The sequence below is a fragment of the Lentibacillus juripiscarius genome (genome assembly GCF_042685205.1).
Taxonomy (GTDB): domain Bacteria; phylum Bacillota; class Bacilli; order Bacillales; family Amphibacillaceae; genus Lentibacillus; species Lentibacillus juripiscarius.
Genome location: NZ_JBHUNA010000009.1, coordinates 194,612 through 210,929 on the forward strand (window position 1 = coordinate 194,612; position 16,318 = coordinate 210,929).

At 47.2% G+C, this 16,318-nt stretch carries 12 protein-coding genes; 1 reads left to right on the top strand and 11 read right to left on the bottom strand.

Going from position 1 to position 16,318, the window contains the following annotated elements; genetic code table 11:
* Positions 1-114: 114 nt before the first annotated feature.
* Entirely contained in the window at positions 115-2,769 is a 2,655-nt protein-coding gene (locus ACFSUO_RS05960) for a calcium-translocating P-type ATPase, SERCA-type (RefSeq protein WP_382392046.1), read from the bottom strand.
* A gap of 181 nt (positions 2,770-2,950) precedes the next feature.
* Between ACFSUO_RS05960 and ACFSUO_RS05965 the strand changes: the two genes are divergently transcribed.
* Positions 2,951-4,666 (top strand): Rqc2 family fibronectin-binding protein, encoded by a 1,716-nt coding sequence (locus ACFSUO_RS05965; protein ID WP_382392048.1) that lies wholly within the window; start codon positions 2,951-2,953, stop codon positions 4,664-4,666.
* A gap of 697 nt (positions 4,667-5,363) precedes the next feature.
* Here the strand turns inward: ACFSUO_RS05965 and ACFSUO_RS05970 are convergent.
* The 10 genes from ACFSUO_RS05970 to ACFSUO_RS06015 all read right to left on the bottom strand — a co-directional run bounded on the left by ACFSUO_RS05970 (position 5,364) and on the right by ACFSUO_RS06015 (position 16,303).
* A complete protein-coding gene (locus ACFSUO_RS05970; RefSeq protein WP_382392050.1) occupies positions 5,364-5,795 on the bottom strand; it encodes an Ohr family peroxiredoxin in 432 nt (143 codons plus the stop codon).
* Between the two features lie 98 nt (positions 5,796-5,893).
* A complete protein-coding gene (locus tag ACFSUO_RS05975; protein WP_382392052.1) occupies positions 5,894-6,754 on the bottom strand; it encodes a LysR family transcriptional regulator in 861 nt (286 codons plus the stop codon).
* A gap of 124 nt (positions 6,755-6,878) precedes the next feature.
* Positions 6,879-7,487, bottom strand: coding sequence for an orotate phosphoribosyltransferase (gene pyrE / locus ACFSUO_RS05980; RefSeq protein ID WP_382392264.1), 609 nt, complete (start codon positions 7,485-7,487; stop codon positions 6,879-6,881).
* A complete protein-coding gene (gene pyrF, locus ACFSUO_RS05985; RefSeq protein ID WP_382392054.1) occupies positions 7,480-8,190 on the bottom strand; it encodes an orotidine-5'-phosphate decarboxylase in 711 nt (236 codons plus the stop codon). The genes pyrE and pyrF overlap by 8 nt, the downstream gene beginning before the upstream one ends.
* The gene (locus ACFSUO_RS05990) at positions 8,187-9,101 is read right to left on the bottom strand and encodes a dihydroorotate dehydrogenase (RefSeq protein WP_382392056.1); all 915 of its coding nucleotides are present in this window, start codon (positions 9,099-9,101) and stop codon (positions 8,187-8,189) included. Before ACFSUO_RS05990 ends, pyrF begins: the two co-directional genes overlap by 4 nt.
* The gene (locus ACFSUO_RS05995; protein WP_382392058.1) at positions 9,098-9,853 is read right to left on the bottom strand and encodes a dihydroorotate dehydrogenase electron transfer subunit; all 756 of its coding nucleotides are present in this window, start codon (positions 9,851-9,853) and stop codon (positions 9,098-9,100) included. The genes ACFSUO_RS05990 and ACFSUO_RS05995 overlap by 4 nt, the downstream gene beginning before the upstream one ends.
* Positions 9,850-13,050 carry a carbamoyl-phosphate synthase large subunit gene (gene carB / locus ACFSUO_RS06000; protein ID WP_382392060.1) on the bottom strand — a complete coding sequence of 1,067 codons (3,201 nt, stop codon included), beginning with the start codon at positions 13,048-13,050 and terminating at the stop codon, positions 9,850-9,852. The genes ACFSUO_RS05995 and carB overlap by 4 nt, the downstream gene beginning before the upstream one ends.
* The gene (locus ACFSUO_RS06005; protein ID WP_382392062.1) at positions 13,043-14,143 is read right to left on the bottom strand and encodes a carbamoyl phosphate synthase small subunit; all 1,101 of its coding nucleotides are present in this window, start codon (positions 14,141-14,143) and stop codon (positions 13,043-13,045) included. Before ACFSUO_RS06005 ends, carB begins: the two co-directional genes overlap by 8 nt.
* Entirely contained in the window at positions 14,136-15,419 is a 1,284-nt protein-coding gene (locus ACFSUO_RS06010) for a dihydroorotase (RefSeq protein ID WP_382392064.1), read from the bottom strand. The genes ACFSUO_RS06005 and ACFSUO_RS06010 overlap by 8 nt, the downstream gene beginning before the upstream one ends.
* A complete protein-coding gene (locus ACFSUO_RS06015) occupies positions 15,416-16,303 on the bottom strand; it encodes an aspartate carbamoyltransferase catalytic subunit (protein WP_382392066.1) in 888 nt (295 codons plus the stop codon). Before ACFSUO_RS06015 ends, ACFSUO_RS06010 begins: the two co-directional genes overlap by 4 nt.
* Between the last annotated feature and the right edge of the window lie 15 nt (positions 16,304-16,318).

Consider the following 16,318-nt stretch of genomic DNA (forward strand, 5'->3'; position numbering starts at 1 on the left):
TTAGCACGTCCTCGAAAAAGAAAAGCACTTTTTCTTCGTGCGATGCATCGCTGCCGAAGCTTTCCTTGTCCTGTACGTCGAAAAACCCTTCCGCGATTGGAAGGGTTTCTTGCTTTATTTTTTGGTGAATCCAAATAGAATGCTTGGCAGGGCGCTCATGCCCAGGATAAACATCCAATCTCTGATGCCCAGGGCTGTCGTATGGAATACCGGCTGCAGAGGCTCCCAGTAAATAACAACAGCGAGTAAGGCGACAGACGATAGAACGGCCAGCACCAGGTATTTGTTTTCAAAAGGATTTCTTTTGAATATCGAATGTTCGCTCCGGCAGTCAAAAACATGAATCAGCTGTGCCATCACCAGTGTTGTGAAGGCGATTGTCTGCCCATAGACCAGATTATCCGGATTGCCCTGATAGGCCAGCATGAAGGCAACTAAGGTGGCAGCACCTATCAGGATACCGCGGCTGATAATTTTAAAACCAAGCTCTCTGGCAAACACACCTTCTTTCGGATTCCGCGGTCCTCGTTTCATGACGTCATCCTCTGACTGATCCAATCCCAATGCCATGGCCGGCAGTCCATCCGTCACCAGATTGACCCACAATATTTGCACCGGAACCAGCGGTAATGGCATAGCAAGCAACATCGCAAACAGCATGACGAGAATTTCGCCAACATTGGATGCAAGCAGATACCGGATAAACTTCCGGATATTCTCATAGATATTGCGGCCTTCAATGATAGCGGACTTAATCGTAGCAAAGTTATCATCCATCAACACAAGGGACGATGCTTCTTTGGTGACATCTGTACCGCTTTCCCCCATACTTATTCCGATATCACTCGCCTTAATGGCAGGTGCATCATTAACACCATCCCCGGTCATGGCGACAATGTGTCCTTTCTCTTGAAATGCATTGACAATTTTCAGTTTATGTTCGGGAGTGACCCTGGCAAAGACATACACTTGATCAATGATGTCTTCCAGTTCGGTCACTGACATTTTATTCAGCTGATAGCCATCGAGCACCATACCGTTTTCTGGAAGTAAATCCAATTCAGTTGCAATGGCTCTAGCAGTTTTTTCATGATCACCGGTAATCATGACCGATTTGATTCCTGCTGCCCGACATTCCGCAATCGCCTTTTTAACATCTTTTCTTGGCGGGTCCATCATCCCGTACAGACCGATGAATGTGAGATCCTTCTCCAGTACCGCAGACTCCAATGAGTCATTTTTCTTCAGCGGTTTCATACCAATTGCCAGTGTCCGGAGTGCCTTATCTGCCATATTGTCAATAGTGTCGTGAATATGCGATTCATCACCGGAATTCAAAAGCGTTCGTCCGTCTTCCTTCATCATATATGCGGAACGAGGCAAGAGTACTTCCGGTGCGCCTTTTGTTATCAGAAAACGCATGTTGTTTTCGTCTTCGATTACCACACTCATCCTTTTCCGTTCTGAATCAAACGGAAATTCTTTAATAATGCGGTAGTTATCATGCAGTTTCCGCTGGAGTCCAAGTTTCCTTGCCGCAACCAATAAAGCCCCATCCGTCGGGTCACCATCGACAGCATATTTGCCTTTTTTCACAATCAGGGAAGCGTTATTACACAACATGCCGTATAAAAGCATTTTTTCCAAATTAGGGAAAGTATTACCTACATTTTCTTTATTCCAGAAATAATCCCCATTGATATCATAGCCGTCACCAGTAACATACAGCATTTTCCCATTCAGGAAAACTTCTTTCACTGTCATTTGGTTTTCCGTCATCGTCCCGGTCTTGTCCGAACAAATAACCGAAGCACATCCTAATGTTTCGACAGCTGACAGTTTTCGGACGACGGCGTTTTTTCTGATCATCCGCTGGACACCAAGTGACAATGCTACAGTTACAATCGCCGGTAATCCTTCAGGAATGGCTGCAACTGCCAAAGACACACCGGCAAGAAACATGTTATATACCGCATGCCCCTGATACACACCAACAAGGACAACCAGTGCGGTCAGGACAAGTGCAACACTAATCAGCACTTTTCCCAATTCAGCAAGTTTATGTTCCAGTGGGGTCGTTGTTTTTTCTGTCTTCACCATTAGAGATGCGATTTGACCCATAACGGTATCCATGCCTGTCCCAACAACAATGCCAACACCGGATCCTCTGGTCACCATCGTGTTCATGAACCCCATATTCACCTGATCCTGAGCATCCAGTTTATCTTTGTCAATGCTGGCGGCATGTTTTTGCACCGGCAGTGATTCACCGGTCAGGGCAGATTCTTCCGTTTCCAGACTGTTGGCCTGAACGATTCGGATATCTGCTGGGACCCGGTCACCACTATTTATCCGCACGACATCCCCAACCACTATTTCCTGGGACGGGACTTTTTCCCACTTGCCATCACGCAGGACTTGTGCGGATGGTGCTGACATCTCCTTTAATTTGGTGAGCGATTTTTCAGCCTTTTGCTCCTGGAAATATCCAAGAAAGCCATTCACAAGAACAATCACCATAATGGCTATTGCATCGACATACTCCCCCAGTAGGCCAGCAATCAGCGTGGCAGCAAGCAGAATCAGAACCATAAAGTCCTGAAATTGCTTCAGAAAAATAAGCCATTTAGATACACTTTTTTCTGATTCCAGGCGGTTTGGCCCATATTGCTTCAGCCGTTCATCTGCCTGTTTACCTGCCAGTCCGTGCTTTGTTGTTACATACAGTTTTTGTTCGACTTCATCTGCATTCATTTGATACCATTTCATCTGCATTCCTCCAGATTCATCCACATAAAAACTTTTCACGCCATCCCTTCAGTACCGATAACTATGCAGACTTGTCCTGAAACATGCTATAATTGAAAGAAAAGAGAAGTGCGTTTACTACTCCCGTGCCCGGACACGGTAATCTCCGTAGCATTTACAGACAGACAGAAGAGGTGATCATATGCCATTTGATGGAATTGTTACCCGTGCGGTAATGACAGAACTGACAGAAAAAATCATCCCCGGAAAAATTGCAAAAATATACCAGCCTACGGATACAGAGCTTGTTTTTACCATACGAAGCCAGGGACAGAACCACTCCCTGTTGCTCTCTATTCATCCAGTATATGCACGTGCCCATTTGACCAATGACAACTACCGTAATTCTAAGGAACCCCCAATGTTCTGCATGCTTCTAAGGAAACACCTTTCCGGTGCAGTGCTCGAATCAATTGATCAGGACGGCATGGAACGAATGATTACTTTCACCATTCAAACGAGAAACGAAGTAGGCGACAGGACAACGAAAAAACTCATCGTTGAACTCATGGGGAAACATAGCAACATCATGCTTGTTGATGGGGAAACAGGCCTCATTCTTGACAGCCTGAAACATATTTCCGCAGCACAAAACCGGCACCGAACGATATTACCTGGGCATGCGTACAAACTTCCGCCAAGCCAAAACAAACGTAACCCATTAGAAACAGATGGCGACATGCTTGTCAGAAAACTGGACTTCAACGCTGGAAAAATGGAAATGCAGATTGTCCGGACGCTGACCGGTTTTTCACCATTCATTGCTGCCGAGCTCGTCCACAGGGCCAGGCTTGGAACGATGGACACTTACAGAGAAATATTTGAAACAATCAGAGATGATATGAATCATAATCATTACACACCGGCTATCTATAAAGGCAAGAAAGAAGATTTTCACGTTCTGCCGATTACGTATTGGAACGGAGAATCCGAAACATTTGCAGGGACGAATGAAATGCTCGATCAATTCTATTCCGGTAAGGCTGAGCGGGACCGGGTAAAACAGCAGGCCAAAGATCTGTACCAGTTCATTAAAAACGAACAGGATAAAAATAAGCGCAAACTAAAAAAACATGAACAGACGCTGGCCAAATCCGAAGACGCCGAAATGTACCAAAAGCTCGGGGAACTGCTGACTGCGAATATGCATTTAGTGCGCCACGGTGATGCCGCCGCGACAGTAACGGACTATTATGACCCGGAACAGAATTCATTAACGATTGAACTGGATCCCAACAAGACACCGAGTGAAAATGCTCAGCGTTTTTTCAAAATGTATCAGAAGTTAAAAACATCCAAGAAAAAAATGCAGCGGGAAATAGCCAAAACTCACAGCGAAATTAATTATCTGGATCAGCTGCTCCAGCAAATCGACACTGCACGCGAAGATGATATTGAAGAAATACGGGAAGAGCTCCGGGAAGAAGGGTATTTGAAGAAGCAAAAACAAGGGAAAAAGAAAAAACCGCAGAAACCAACTCCGGAAAAATACACTGCATCAGATGGTGCCGTTATCCTTGTCGGCAAAAACAACAAACAGAATGAGTATTTGACAATGAAACTTGCCCAGCGTGATGAGATCTGGCTGCACACAAAAGATATACCGGGATCCCACGTGCTCATTCGCTCCAGGGAGCCAAGTGAACAGACGCTATTCGAAGCAGCCCAGCTCGCAGCCTATTTCAGTAAGTCACGGCATTCATCATCCGTGCCTGTCGACTATACACGCATACGGCATGTAAAAAAACCGAATGGGGCCAAGCCCGGATATGTCACATATGATAATCAGCAAACACTGTTTGTCACACCAGATGCAGAAACGACAGCAAAATTAATGCGGCTTGGACAAAAATATTGAAGCATTAAAAAATCCGAACGATGATTTCAGGTATCAAATCAGTTCGGATTTTTCTTCTTCCATATAAGAAACACTTCTGCACTCGCTATGAGACGAGGCTGGGCTTGAGTTCTTCTAATGGCTCTTTTCGTCACTTTCGTTGTTTTCCAGCGTAGTTGATATAAACTGCGACATAATGAAACTTCTCTTTCGTGAGACTTTCTTCTGTTCTGATTACCGTTAAGTGCTTAGAATCGCTCCGGCAATATACTTCGCTTTCCATGGGCACGGCCTCAGCCTCCTCGGAAAGCAAAGAACACTTTCCTGCGGGGTCTTCGGACGCGTGCTGTTCCCATAGGAGTCTTCGTATATTGCCTCCGCTGTCAGTGAAGTTCTGCATATGGAAAGAACACCACACTAAGCTACAGCAAAATGCGACACTCCTGCGGGAAAGGAACAGTCTGAAGACCCACGAGCATTCGGTAGTGAGTGAGGAGGCTGAAGCGTTCCCCGCGGCAAAGAAGACACTGCGAATGCGACCAAAGGAAGCTTGAGCAGATGTCGCGCTTGTACCCGGAGTGGTGAAAGGGAGTATTTTTCCGCAGCGACAGAACTAGAGGAATATATTCAAACAGTTGTGAATGTATTTCCGGAGCGGTGGTTAATATTTATCCCACTATTATACGAAAATAATGTCCCAGCCCTATTGTGGATTCCGTTAACTAGGCTTTTCCACCGCTCTCGGATTCAATGTGACTGCAATATTTCCCCTGGTCGCTTTGGAATAAGGGCAAACCTGATGTGCTTCATTGGCCAGTTCTTCCGCTTCTTCCGGATTAACTCCTTCCACTCGCACATCAAGAGTAACTGCTATTTTATTTCCGCCATCATCTGGATCCTTGCAGAAACGTACTTCAGCAGTGGTCTCTGAGTCAATGTTTTGATTTTTCTTTGCTGCCATCAGATGAAGCGCACCATCGAAACACGATGAATAAGCGGCGGCAAAAAGCTGTTCTGGATTGGACCCTGTTCCCTCATTCGTGCCGGCCGGATTGACAAGCTTTAAATCAATTAACCCATCTGCTGACCGGACATGCCCGTCACGTCCGTTCCTTGCAGCTGCTTTTGAAGTAAAAATAACCTCACTCATGTCTACCACTCCTATCAATAGATGTACAAGTGGTTTTCCTGTTTCAGCCCAAGTTTAAACACCTATAGAGGTTGTTCAAAAAGTCCGGTAAAAACCACCTATAGGAATGCCTTTTCTTCCAAACCGGCAATAAACCGGTCCACTTGCGGCAGACTGCGGACCCCTTCCTGGTAGCAAACCCACGTCTTGCGGGTAACCGGTTTGCCATCCAACTGAAGCGGTACATGAGGATATTTATCCATCAGCGGACCGGAAACACTTTCCGGCAAAACAGCCATCCCCAGCCCTTCTTGCATAAATTGTTTGCACGTTTCAATCTGGTCAACACTGATTTTTTTAATGGAATTTATCTCGTTTTGATGATGATAAAGCCAGTTATCAACCTGATCATGCATACTGTCATCACTTTTAAAAGAAATAAGCGGGCGCTCTTTACATTGGTTTTCCGGAAATGGCTCGGTATCAAATATATACAAAGGATCCTCAAACAATGGCTTGCTGACAGCTTCTTTCAGCTTTTCCCCGCGAATGATGCAAACATGATAGTTTTTGTGTTCACGCTTGATATCTTCACTGATGCCGGTGACTAAATCAATTTCGACTTTTGGATGCGTTTGCGTATATTCACCGAGAATGGACGGAAGAAACCGCTGACTGACTAAGGACGAACAGGCAATGGATAATGTTCCCTGCACCTCCCCGCTGGACTGGGCAAGTGTGCTTTTGATGGCCTCTTCCTGATCCGTTACTTTCTGGGCATGTGCAAGAATCATTTCCCCGGCAGGAGTTGGCACAAGGCTCTTCGATGTTCGGATAAATATCTGTTCACCAAAATAATCCTCTATATATTTCAGACGCTGCGTAACAGCCGGCTGGGAAATGAGCACAGCCTTGGCCGTCCCGCGAACAGTGCCGATTTCATGTAATTTAAGGAGTAGCTCATAATCTTCTATTTTCATAAGGTTCCCTCGTTTGATAAGTAATCCAAATGCAGTTTCATTATACCGTATTGGTTTCATGATTGCACCAGCACTGTTCATTTTTTGGTGCGCACTGTATATCATGTTTCATCCAGTCCCCGGCTTAGAGCCCGCGGCGCCATTCCTCCAGCTGGTGTCGCTCACTGCTGGTGATTGTTCCATCATCCGTCAAGAGACGCAATATGGCGTCAAAGCCAGTAATGGTGCGGAAAGCAAGATTTGCCGCGGCAAATTGCTGTTCTGCTTTTCGCAGTCCGTATGTAAAAATGGCAGCCACCCCAAGAACATCCGCCCCTCGTTCTCTTAGTGCCTCAGCCGCCTCAATTGAGGATCCGCCGGTAGAAATGAGATCTTCCACTACCAGTACGCGCTGACCTATTGTCAGATGTCCTTCGATTTGATTGCCCAAACCATGCTCTTTCGGTTTTGACCGGACATAAACCATCGGCATATCCAGCTTTTCAGCAAGCCAGGCGGCATGCGGAATCCCAGCAGTGGCACAGCCAGCAATAACATCAGGATGCTCGTCCATGTTTTCTATCATTTCAGCAAAAGCTAATGTAATCTGTCTGCGCACAGCCGGATAGGACATCGTCAGACGGTTGTCACAATAAATCGGAGACCGAATTCCGGATGCCCATGTAAAATAGTCATGTGTTCTGATTTGAATCGCTTCTATAGCTAATAACTCGCTTGCAATGGCATCATGCATTTCCATCATTCCACTCCTCTATTATTTTCGTATATGCAGCACCAGGGTCCGAAGCGTTGCGTACAGTCCGGCCAAGAACAAGAACGTCAGCCCCATTCTTGCTGGCACATGCGGGTGTGGACGGTCGCTTCTGATCATCCGTGGAATCCCCTTTTAAGCGAATGCCAGGCGTCACAGCCAAAAACGATGATCCGCATGTCTTTTTTATATTCTGTACTTCTCCGACCGAACAGACGGAACCGTCCGCACCGCTCTGATGTGCCAGTGCAGCGAGATGGGCGGCATGATCCTCCACATTCCCTGAAATCTTCAGTTCACGATTCATGACTCCTGTATTTGCCGACGTAAGCATCGTTACAGCAATCAGCTTAGGATGATGGCCTGGTACAGACCCGGAGATAAGCCCTTCTTTCGCCTTCCGGATCATCTCACTGCCGCCAAGCGCATGAATGGTCACCATATCCACGTCCAGCCTGGCTATATTTTTCATTGCTTTCATGACAGTTGTCGGAATATCATGCAGCTTTAAATCAAGAAAAATAGGATGGCCATTCTGTTTCAGTTTATCGATTAATGGCGGTCCTTCCCTATAAAATAACTCCATTCCCACTTTTACAGGAATACCATGAAAGTTATGTGCATTAATAAACGCGCTGACTTCTTCCCATTCAGGGAAATCTAATGCCAAATACATCTCTTTCATTCGTCATGTCCCCTTCCAATTGCTTCGGCAGCGGAAGCAAATCCATAATGGTCAAATACACGCGGCAGTTGTTCGATAATCTCCGGACATGCATACGGATTAGTAAAGTTCGCTGTACCGACTGCAACTGCACTAGCACCCGCCAGCAGAAATTCCAAAACATCCTCAGCTGTACGAATGCCGCCCATTCCAATAATCGGGATGGATACGTGAGGTTTCACCGCATAAATCATCCGGACTGCCACCGGTTTAATTGCTGGCCCGGAAAGCCCGCCCGTTTCATTCGCCAGCAGCGGTTTTCGTCTTGATAGCTGTATCTGCATGCCGGTTAATGTATTCATCATGGACAGACCGTCTGCCCCTGCCCGTTCAACGGCTTTGGCCATCGTGACTATATCAGCTGTATTCGGTGAAAGCTTGACATAAACAGGCAAATTACTGACTGCTTTCACTCTCTCCGTCACATTAGCAGCCATATCAGGATCTGCGCCGAACTGTATTCCTCCTTCTTTCACATTCGGGCAAGAAATATTCAATTCAAGTGCGTTCACAGATGGGGCATGGTTAAATGCCTCCGCAACCTTCTCATATTCAGCAATGGTGCTGCCGGCTACGTTGGCCATAATCGGAACATCATACGCTGCCAGAAACGGCACTTCCTCTGCAATGATCTGTTGAACCCCGGGATTCTGCAGCCCAATCGCATTCAGCATACCTGAGGCAGTTTCGGCCACACGCGGGGTCGCGTTTCCGAAACGCGCATTACCGGTTGCTGCTTTCATAATAACGGCACCAAGTTTATTCAAATCATAAAATGCGCTGTACTCTCTGCCGAACCCAAAGCATCCTGACGCAGGCATTACCGGGTTCTTCAGCTTCATTCCGGGAAGTTCCACAGCCAGATCCGTCATAGAATCACCTCATCCGCAGCAAATACCGGGCCGTCTGTACAAATTTTTTTGTAACCACTTTCTGTTTCAGTCCGGATCACACAGGCCAGACAGGCCCCTGTTCCGCACCCCATTCGCTCTTCCAGTGATACAAAGCCGGAATGTCCCTTCAGCTTGTTTTGTACTGCCTGGAGCATCGGAATCGGCCCGCAGGAATAATAATGATCAAACTCCCCGGCCTCGTCCAATACATCCGTAACAAGCCCGTGATGCCCAATCGTCCCGTCATCGGTTACGATAAACGTTTGTCCAATGCGCTCAAATTGTTCTTTGTAAAATACATGTGCCTTTGATTGAAAACCAAGGATAGCTTTCACTTTCATTCCCTTTTGCTGCAGTTCCTCAGCAAGCCCATACAGCGGAGGGACACCGATGCCCCCTCCTATGAGAAGTGCTGTCTGCACGGACGTCTCACTTGTGGCAAATCCATTGCCGGAAGGCCCGACGACATCTAATGTCATGCCTGCTTCCATATCAGCCAGGTGTTTCGTTCCGCTGCCTATTATTTTAAACAAAATCGTTACGGTACTTTGTTCCCTATCGATACTGGCAATGGAAATAGGCCTTCGTAATGTATGCCCCTCCGCCAGCACATACAAAAACTGCCCGGGGCGTGCTGTTGCAGCAATGTATGGGTGGTACAGCTTCATCTCGATTGTATCCGAGGCAACCTCCTGCACGGTTTCTACCGCCATTTCTGCACGTTTTTTCATGTAAATACCGCCCGCCTGTCTGACATTGGTGCAGCACTAAAGGTAGTCGTATCAATCACATTTAAAATGGCATTGGCTGTATCAAGGTTCGTCAGGCAAGGAATCCCGTGCTCGACCGCTTCCCGGCGGATCATAAACCCGTCTGAGCGAGGTTTTTTGCCGGATGTCAGTGTATTAACGACAAGCTGGACTTCTCCTTTTTCAATAATAGAAATAACATCCCGTTCAGCCGATCCGATTTTTGCTACTTCCGTCACCGGGATGCCGGCACTTTTCACGCAGGCTGCTGTTCCTTTTGTTGCGTACAGCTGAAAACCTAGCTGATAAAACCGTCTAGCAGCATCCATTGCTTCCTGTTTATCTTTGTCAGCAACAGTTATAAGAACAGCGCCGTCTTTCGGCACAGGCAAACCTGCTGCAGTCAGCCCTTTATACAATGCTTTTTCCAAAGTCGCGTCATGTCCGATTGCTTCTCCTGTTGATTTCATTTCCGGCCCAAGTGTTGTATCCACACTGCGCAGTTTCTCAAATGAAAATACCGGCACTTTAACTGAAACTGCTTCCTGCTCAGGCAGGATCCCCGTCGTATAACCCATATCCCGCAAAGATTCACCCAAAATGCAGCGTGTTGCGATTGCCGCCATGGTTACTCCGGTTATTTTGCTCAGAAATGGGATCGTCCGGCTTGCCCGCGGGTTCACTTCAAGGACATATACATCATCCTGGCTGATAATAAACTGCAGATTGATCAGCCCGACAACCCCCAGCTTTCTTGTTATTTTGACCGCTGCATCCAAACACTGTTGTTTGACCGTCTCATCGATTCGCTGAGGCGGGTAAACGGCAATCGAATCACCTGAATGCACACCTGAACGTTCGATATGCTCCATGATACCCGGAACAATCACGGTCTCCCCGTCACTGATGGCATCCACTTCCACTTCCATCCCGGTAATATATTTATCTATCAGAATCGGGTGTTCACTGTCCGCACCATCCGACTTTACCAAATAAGCTTGAAGCTCTTCTTCATCATGCACAATATCCATTCGGCTGCCGCCAATGACATAGGATGGTCTCACGAGTACGGGGTAGCCAATTTCCTCCGCCGCGCCAAACGCTTCAGTCAGATGAGAAACAGCCTTACCCTTTGGCCGCAGCAAGTCAAGCTCATTCAGAAGCAGCTCAAATTTATCCCGGTCTTCCGCCTGATCAATTGCCTCAAGATTCGTACCCAGAATGGTGACATTGCGCCGTTTCAATCCATCAGCAAGGTTAATGGCTGTCTGACCGCCAAACTGAACAATTACTCCTTCAGGCTGTTCCAGATTGATAACATGCATGACATCTTCCAAGGTAAGCGGTTCAAAGTAAAGTTTATCGGATATGCTGAAATCGGTTGAAATCGTTTCCGGATTGTTATTCATAATAATGGCCTCATATCCCATTTCCTGGATTGCCATCACGGAATGCACAGTGGCATAGTCAAACTCTATTCCCTGTCCGATGCGAATTGGCCCCGACCCAATAACAAGAATTTTTTTACGTCCAGATGGAAGTGATTCATTTTCCTCTTCATACGTACTGTAAAAATACGGTGTCTCCGATTCAAATTCCGCTGCACACGTGTCGACCATTTTGAACACAGGGACAATCGATTGTTCCATGCGGAATGCATATACCTGGTCGACGGACACCTGCCATAGCCGGGCAATGTGCGCATCCGAAAAGCCGGCCGCTTTCGCCTGTTTCGTTCCCTCAGGTGAGAATGGCTCCTCAGAAAGACTCATTTCCAGGCTGATCAGCTGCTGCAGCTTCACAAGGAAAAAGCGGTCAATCTGGGTCAGCCGGTATAATTCATCAGTGGTCAGCCCTCTGCGGATCACTTCCGCCAGCACGAATAATCGCTCATCATCAGCCTTTTGCAATCGTCTTTTCAATTCATCAAGCGACAAGTTTACTAAACCTGGGAGCCATAATTCTTCCGTTCCAATCTCCAGCGACCGGATTCCTTTTAGTAATGACTCCTCAAAACTGCGCCCTATGGACATGATTTCACCGGTTGCTTTCATCTGCGTTCCAAGGTAGCGGTTGCCCGATACAAACTTATCGAATGGGAAACGCGGAATTTTCGTTACGACATAATCCAGTGCCGGTTCGAAGCAGGCATACGTTTTACCTGTAATAGGGTTGATAATTTCATCAAGTGTCAGACCGATCGCTATTTTGGCAGCTACTTTGGCAATCGGGTAGCCTGTTGCCTTCGATGCCAGTGCTGACGATCTGCTGAGGCGTGGATTCACTTCGATAATGTAATACTGGAAACTATTAGGGTCGAGTGCAAGCTGAACATTACAGCCACCTTCAATCTCCAGGGCACGAATAATTTTCAATGATGCGTTCCGAAGCATCTGATACTCCCGGTCACTCAATGTCTGGGTCGGGGCAGCTACAATGGAGTCCCCGGTATGAATACCGACTGGATCGATATTTTCCATACTGCAGACAGCAATCGCCAGATCGTTTTTATCCCGGACGACTTCATATTCAATCTCCTTAAATCCAGCAATGTTTTTTTCTATCAAGCATTGTCCGGCTGGCGAAATTGCCAGGCCATTGCGGACCACTTCCTCCAGTTCAGACGCATCCCAGCACATTCCTCCACCGGTTCCCCCCAATGTATAAGCGGGCCTGACAATAACCGGATAGCCTATTTCTGCTGCAAATTGAAAGGCCGCCTCGACGGAGTTGACAATTGTACTCTCGGGCACCGGTTCACCAAGCTCATTCATCAATGATCGGAATACTTCTCTATCTTCCGCCTTTTGAATCGCTTCAAGTGACGTTCCCAATAGTTCAACCTGATACATGTCTAATATGCCACTTTTCTCTAGTGCAACTGCCATATTCAACCCTGTTTGCCCGCCAAGTGTCGGTAAAATCGCATCAGGCTCTTCTTTCCGGATAATTTTGGTCAAAAAGTCGACCGTCAATGGCTCCATATAAACCTTGTCTGCCATCGTATGGTCTGTCATGATAGTGGCGGGATTGGAATTAGCCAGAACAATGGTATAGCCTTCCTCTGACAGCGCCTGGCATGCCTGTGAGCCGGAATAATCAAATTCAGCAGCCTGGCCGATCACAATCGGTCCGGATCCAATCACGAGAATGGTCTGTATGTTTGTGTTTTTAGGCATAAATATCCTCCTTGCATTTGACATTCCAGTCCGTTATCAGCTGCAAAAACTCGTCGTACAAATGTTTCATGTCTTCTGAACCTGGAGCACTTTCCGGCTGATACTGGACAGAAAATGCCGGGTAAGTGGTATGTCGGACACCTTCTACGGAATAATCGTGCACCGACACCTGGGTCAGTTCCAGTTGCGTCCATCGAAGCGACTGATGGGAGACGGCATAGCCATGATTTTGCGACGTCATGACAATTTTATTGTTTTCCAGATCTTTTACCGGATGACTTGGCCCCCGATGACCAAAAGCCAATTTCCCTGTATCAGCACCACTTGCCAGTGCCAGCAGCTGATGGCCAAGGCCAATCCCAAATATCGGATAGCTGCCAATTAGAGATCGGACTGTTTCCAGGGATTCTGGTATATCTTTCGGATCACCGGGTCCATTTGAAAGCAAAATTCCATCGGGTTTTAGCCGTAAAATGCTTTCCGCAAGATAATTGTAGGGAACAACGGTCACATGACAATTCCGTTTCACCAGCTCTCGCATCATACCATGCTTCATTCCGAAATCGACGAGAATAATTCGCTTGCCGCTGCCGGGAACAACATAAGGTTTCAGTGCAGAAGTCTTCTGAACCAAACCGGTTTGTGCATCTGTATCCCGAAGTGTTTCCAGTACTTGTTCCGGCCCCTCATCCGCGTCCGAAATGACAGCTCTCATCGTCCCATATGTACGGATGTGTTTCGTCAGTTTCCTTGTGTCAATGCCCGAAATCCCTGGGATGCTGTGCGCTTGCAAATAGTCATGCAGCGTCTCTTCACTGCGGGCATTTGATGGAAACTGGCAGTACTCTTTGGCGATAAACCCATGCACAAACGGTGTTACCGCTTCGAAATCATCTCTATTAATGCCGTAGTTGCCCGCTAGCGGATAGGTCTGGATAACAATTTGTCCGCAATAGGACGGGTCTGACAGAATTTCCTGATAGCCGGTCATTCCCGTGTGAAAGACAATTTCTCCGCTTGTGCCTATATCAGCACCAAATCCTTTTCCTGAAAAAATACTGCCGTCTTCTAAAACAAGCTGACGTTCAGTCATGTGCATCCTCCTTGTAGACAATATCTCCGTTCACCACTGTCATGGACGGGATCCCTCTTACTGTCCAGCCATGAAACGGGGTGTTTTTTCCTTTTGAGTAAAGCGCGTTTCTATCAACCTTGTTTTCTTCGTCAAAGCTGACCAGTGTGAAATCAGCCACTCCTCCTTCTTCCAGCCGTCCGTATGGCAGTTGGAATATACCGGCAGGCTTTATCGTCAGCCAATCGACTAACTGCTTCAAATTTATTTTTCCCGTTCGGACGAAATAGGTATATAGGAGCGGAAAGGCTGTCTCCAGTCCGGTAATGCCAAATGGTGCTGTCCGGAAACCGCTCACCTTTTCCGATTCCGCATGCGGGGCATGGTCGGTCGCAATACAGTCAATCGTCCCGTCAAGCAAGCCTTCCAGCAATGCTTCCTGATCTTCCGGACTGCGCAGCGGCGGATTCATTTTGAAATTGGCATCATCAGCTGTAATTGCATGTTCATTCAAGAGCAAATGGTGCGGGGTCACTTCAGCTGTCACTTGGATTCCGGCCTTCTTGGCATCGCGAATGACGCGCACAGATTCTTTGGTACTGACGTGGCAGACATGGTAATGACAGTCCGTTACCTCAGCCAGCAGCACGTCACGGGCAATTTGTACGGATTCACTCACAGACGGAATGCCGGGCAGGTTCATCCGTGTGCTTATTTCCCCCTGATGCACAACCCCCTCGTACACAAGTGAATTATCTTCACAGTGGGCGACAACCGGGTTTCCATTGGCAGCAGCCTGTGACATAGCCTCGAGCATTTGATCCGCCGTCTGAACGCCAACACCATCATCTGTGAAAGCAAAAACACTCATCTGGGAAAGGTTTTCAATGTCGGTAAGCTTTTCACCCTTTAGCCCTTCCGTAATAGAAACATAGGGCAGCACCCGTACAGCAGCATTCTGTTTCACCTTTTCGAGCAGTTCAACAACAGTTTCTGGATTATCTGGAACAGGATTCGTATTCGGCATAGCACATATCGTGGTGAATCCCCCCCGGGCAGCTGCCTTTGTACCGGTGGCAATCGTTTCTTTATGTTCGCCGCCCGGTTCACGCAAATGTACGTGAACATCGACAAACCCTGGGAGAAGCAGCCGACCGTTACAGTCAATCACATCATCCCCATTTTCCGGTACAATGGGGGCAATTGTTGTAATGTTTCCTTTCTCAACCTTCAGTTCACATTGTTCAAGAGAACCATCTTCCATTAGCCGTTTCGCATTTTTGAATACAGTGTTCATACGAGCACCCTCCGTTCTTCCAATAAAAGATTGATAATCGCCATTCTTACTGCCACACCGTTTTCCATTTGCTGAAAAATGCGTGAGCGGTCACATTCTACTAATCTTGTATCGATTTCAACGCCCCTGTTGACCGGTGCGGGATGCAGGATAATCGCATGACCCTGCATGTTTCTTTCACGTTCCATCGTCAGGCCATAATCCGCAAGATAGGAGGCAGCATCATAACCAGATCCTCCATGCCGTTCATGCTGGATTCGCAGCAGCATCAGCACATCGCACATGGCACAAGCCTCGTCCATCGTCACGTACGGAATGTCCAGCGTTTCATCCTTAAAGCCAGGCACCTCCACAAAATAGACATTGGCTCCGACTGTCCGCAATGCACAGGCATGAGAATGGGCTACCCTGCTATGCTTAATATCACCGGCAATCGCAACATTCAGCCCTTTAAAAGCACCGAACTCCTGTCTGATCGTGAACAAATCCAGCATGCATTGTGTCGGGTGCTCCCCTTTTCCGGATCCAGCATTTATGATGGGAATGGAAATTCGGCCGGCAAGCTGTTCATACCAAGTGTCCCGGCCATGGCGAATAACTAATAGATCAGCGCCAATTGCCTCATATGTCCGCGCCGTATCATAGAGCGATTCTCCTTTTGTCATGCTGGATGTTTCCGTTTGAAAGTCCAGTATCTCCATTCCGAGCTTTTTTTCCGCAACTAGGAAACTTGTTTTTGTCCGGGTGCTTGGCTCAAAAAATAGATTGGCGGCAAAGTGTCCCCTGCTATCTCCCGTCAATGGCTTCCCCGTCGCTTCAGCCCGGTCCATGATGGACTGAATAACATCCGCCGAAAGATCCTTTGCTGATAAAAAATGCTGCACTTCCACTCACCCTTT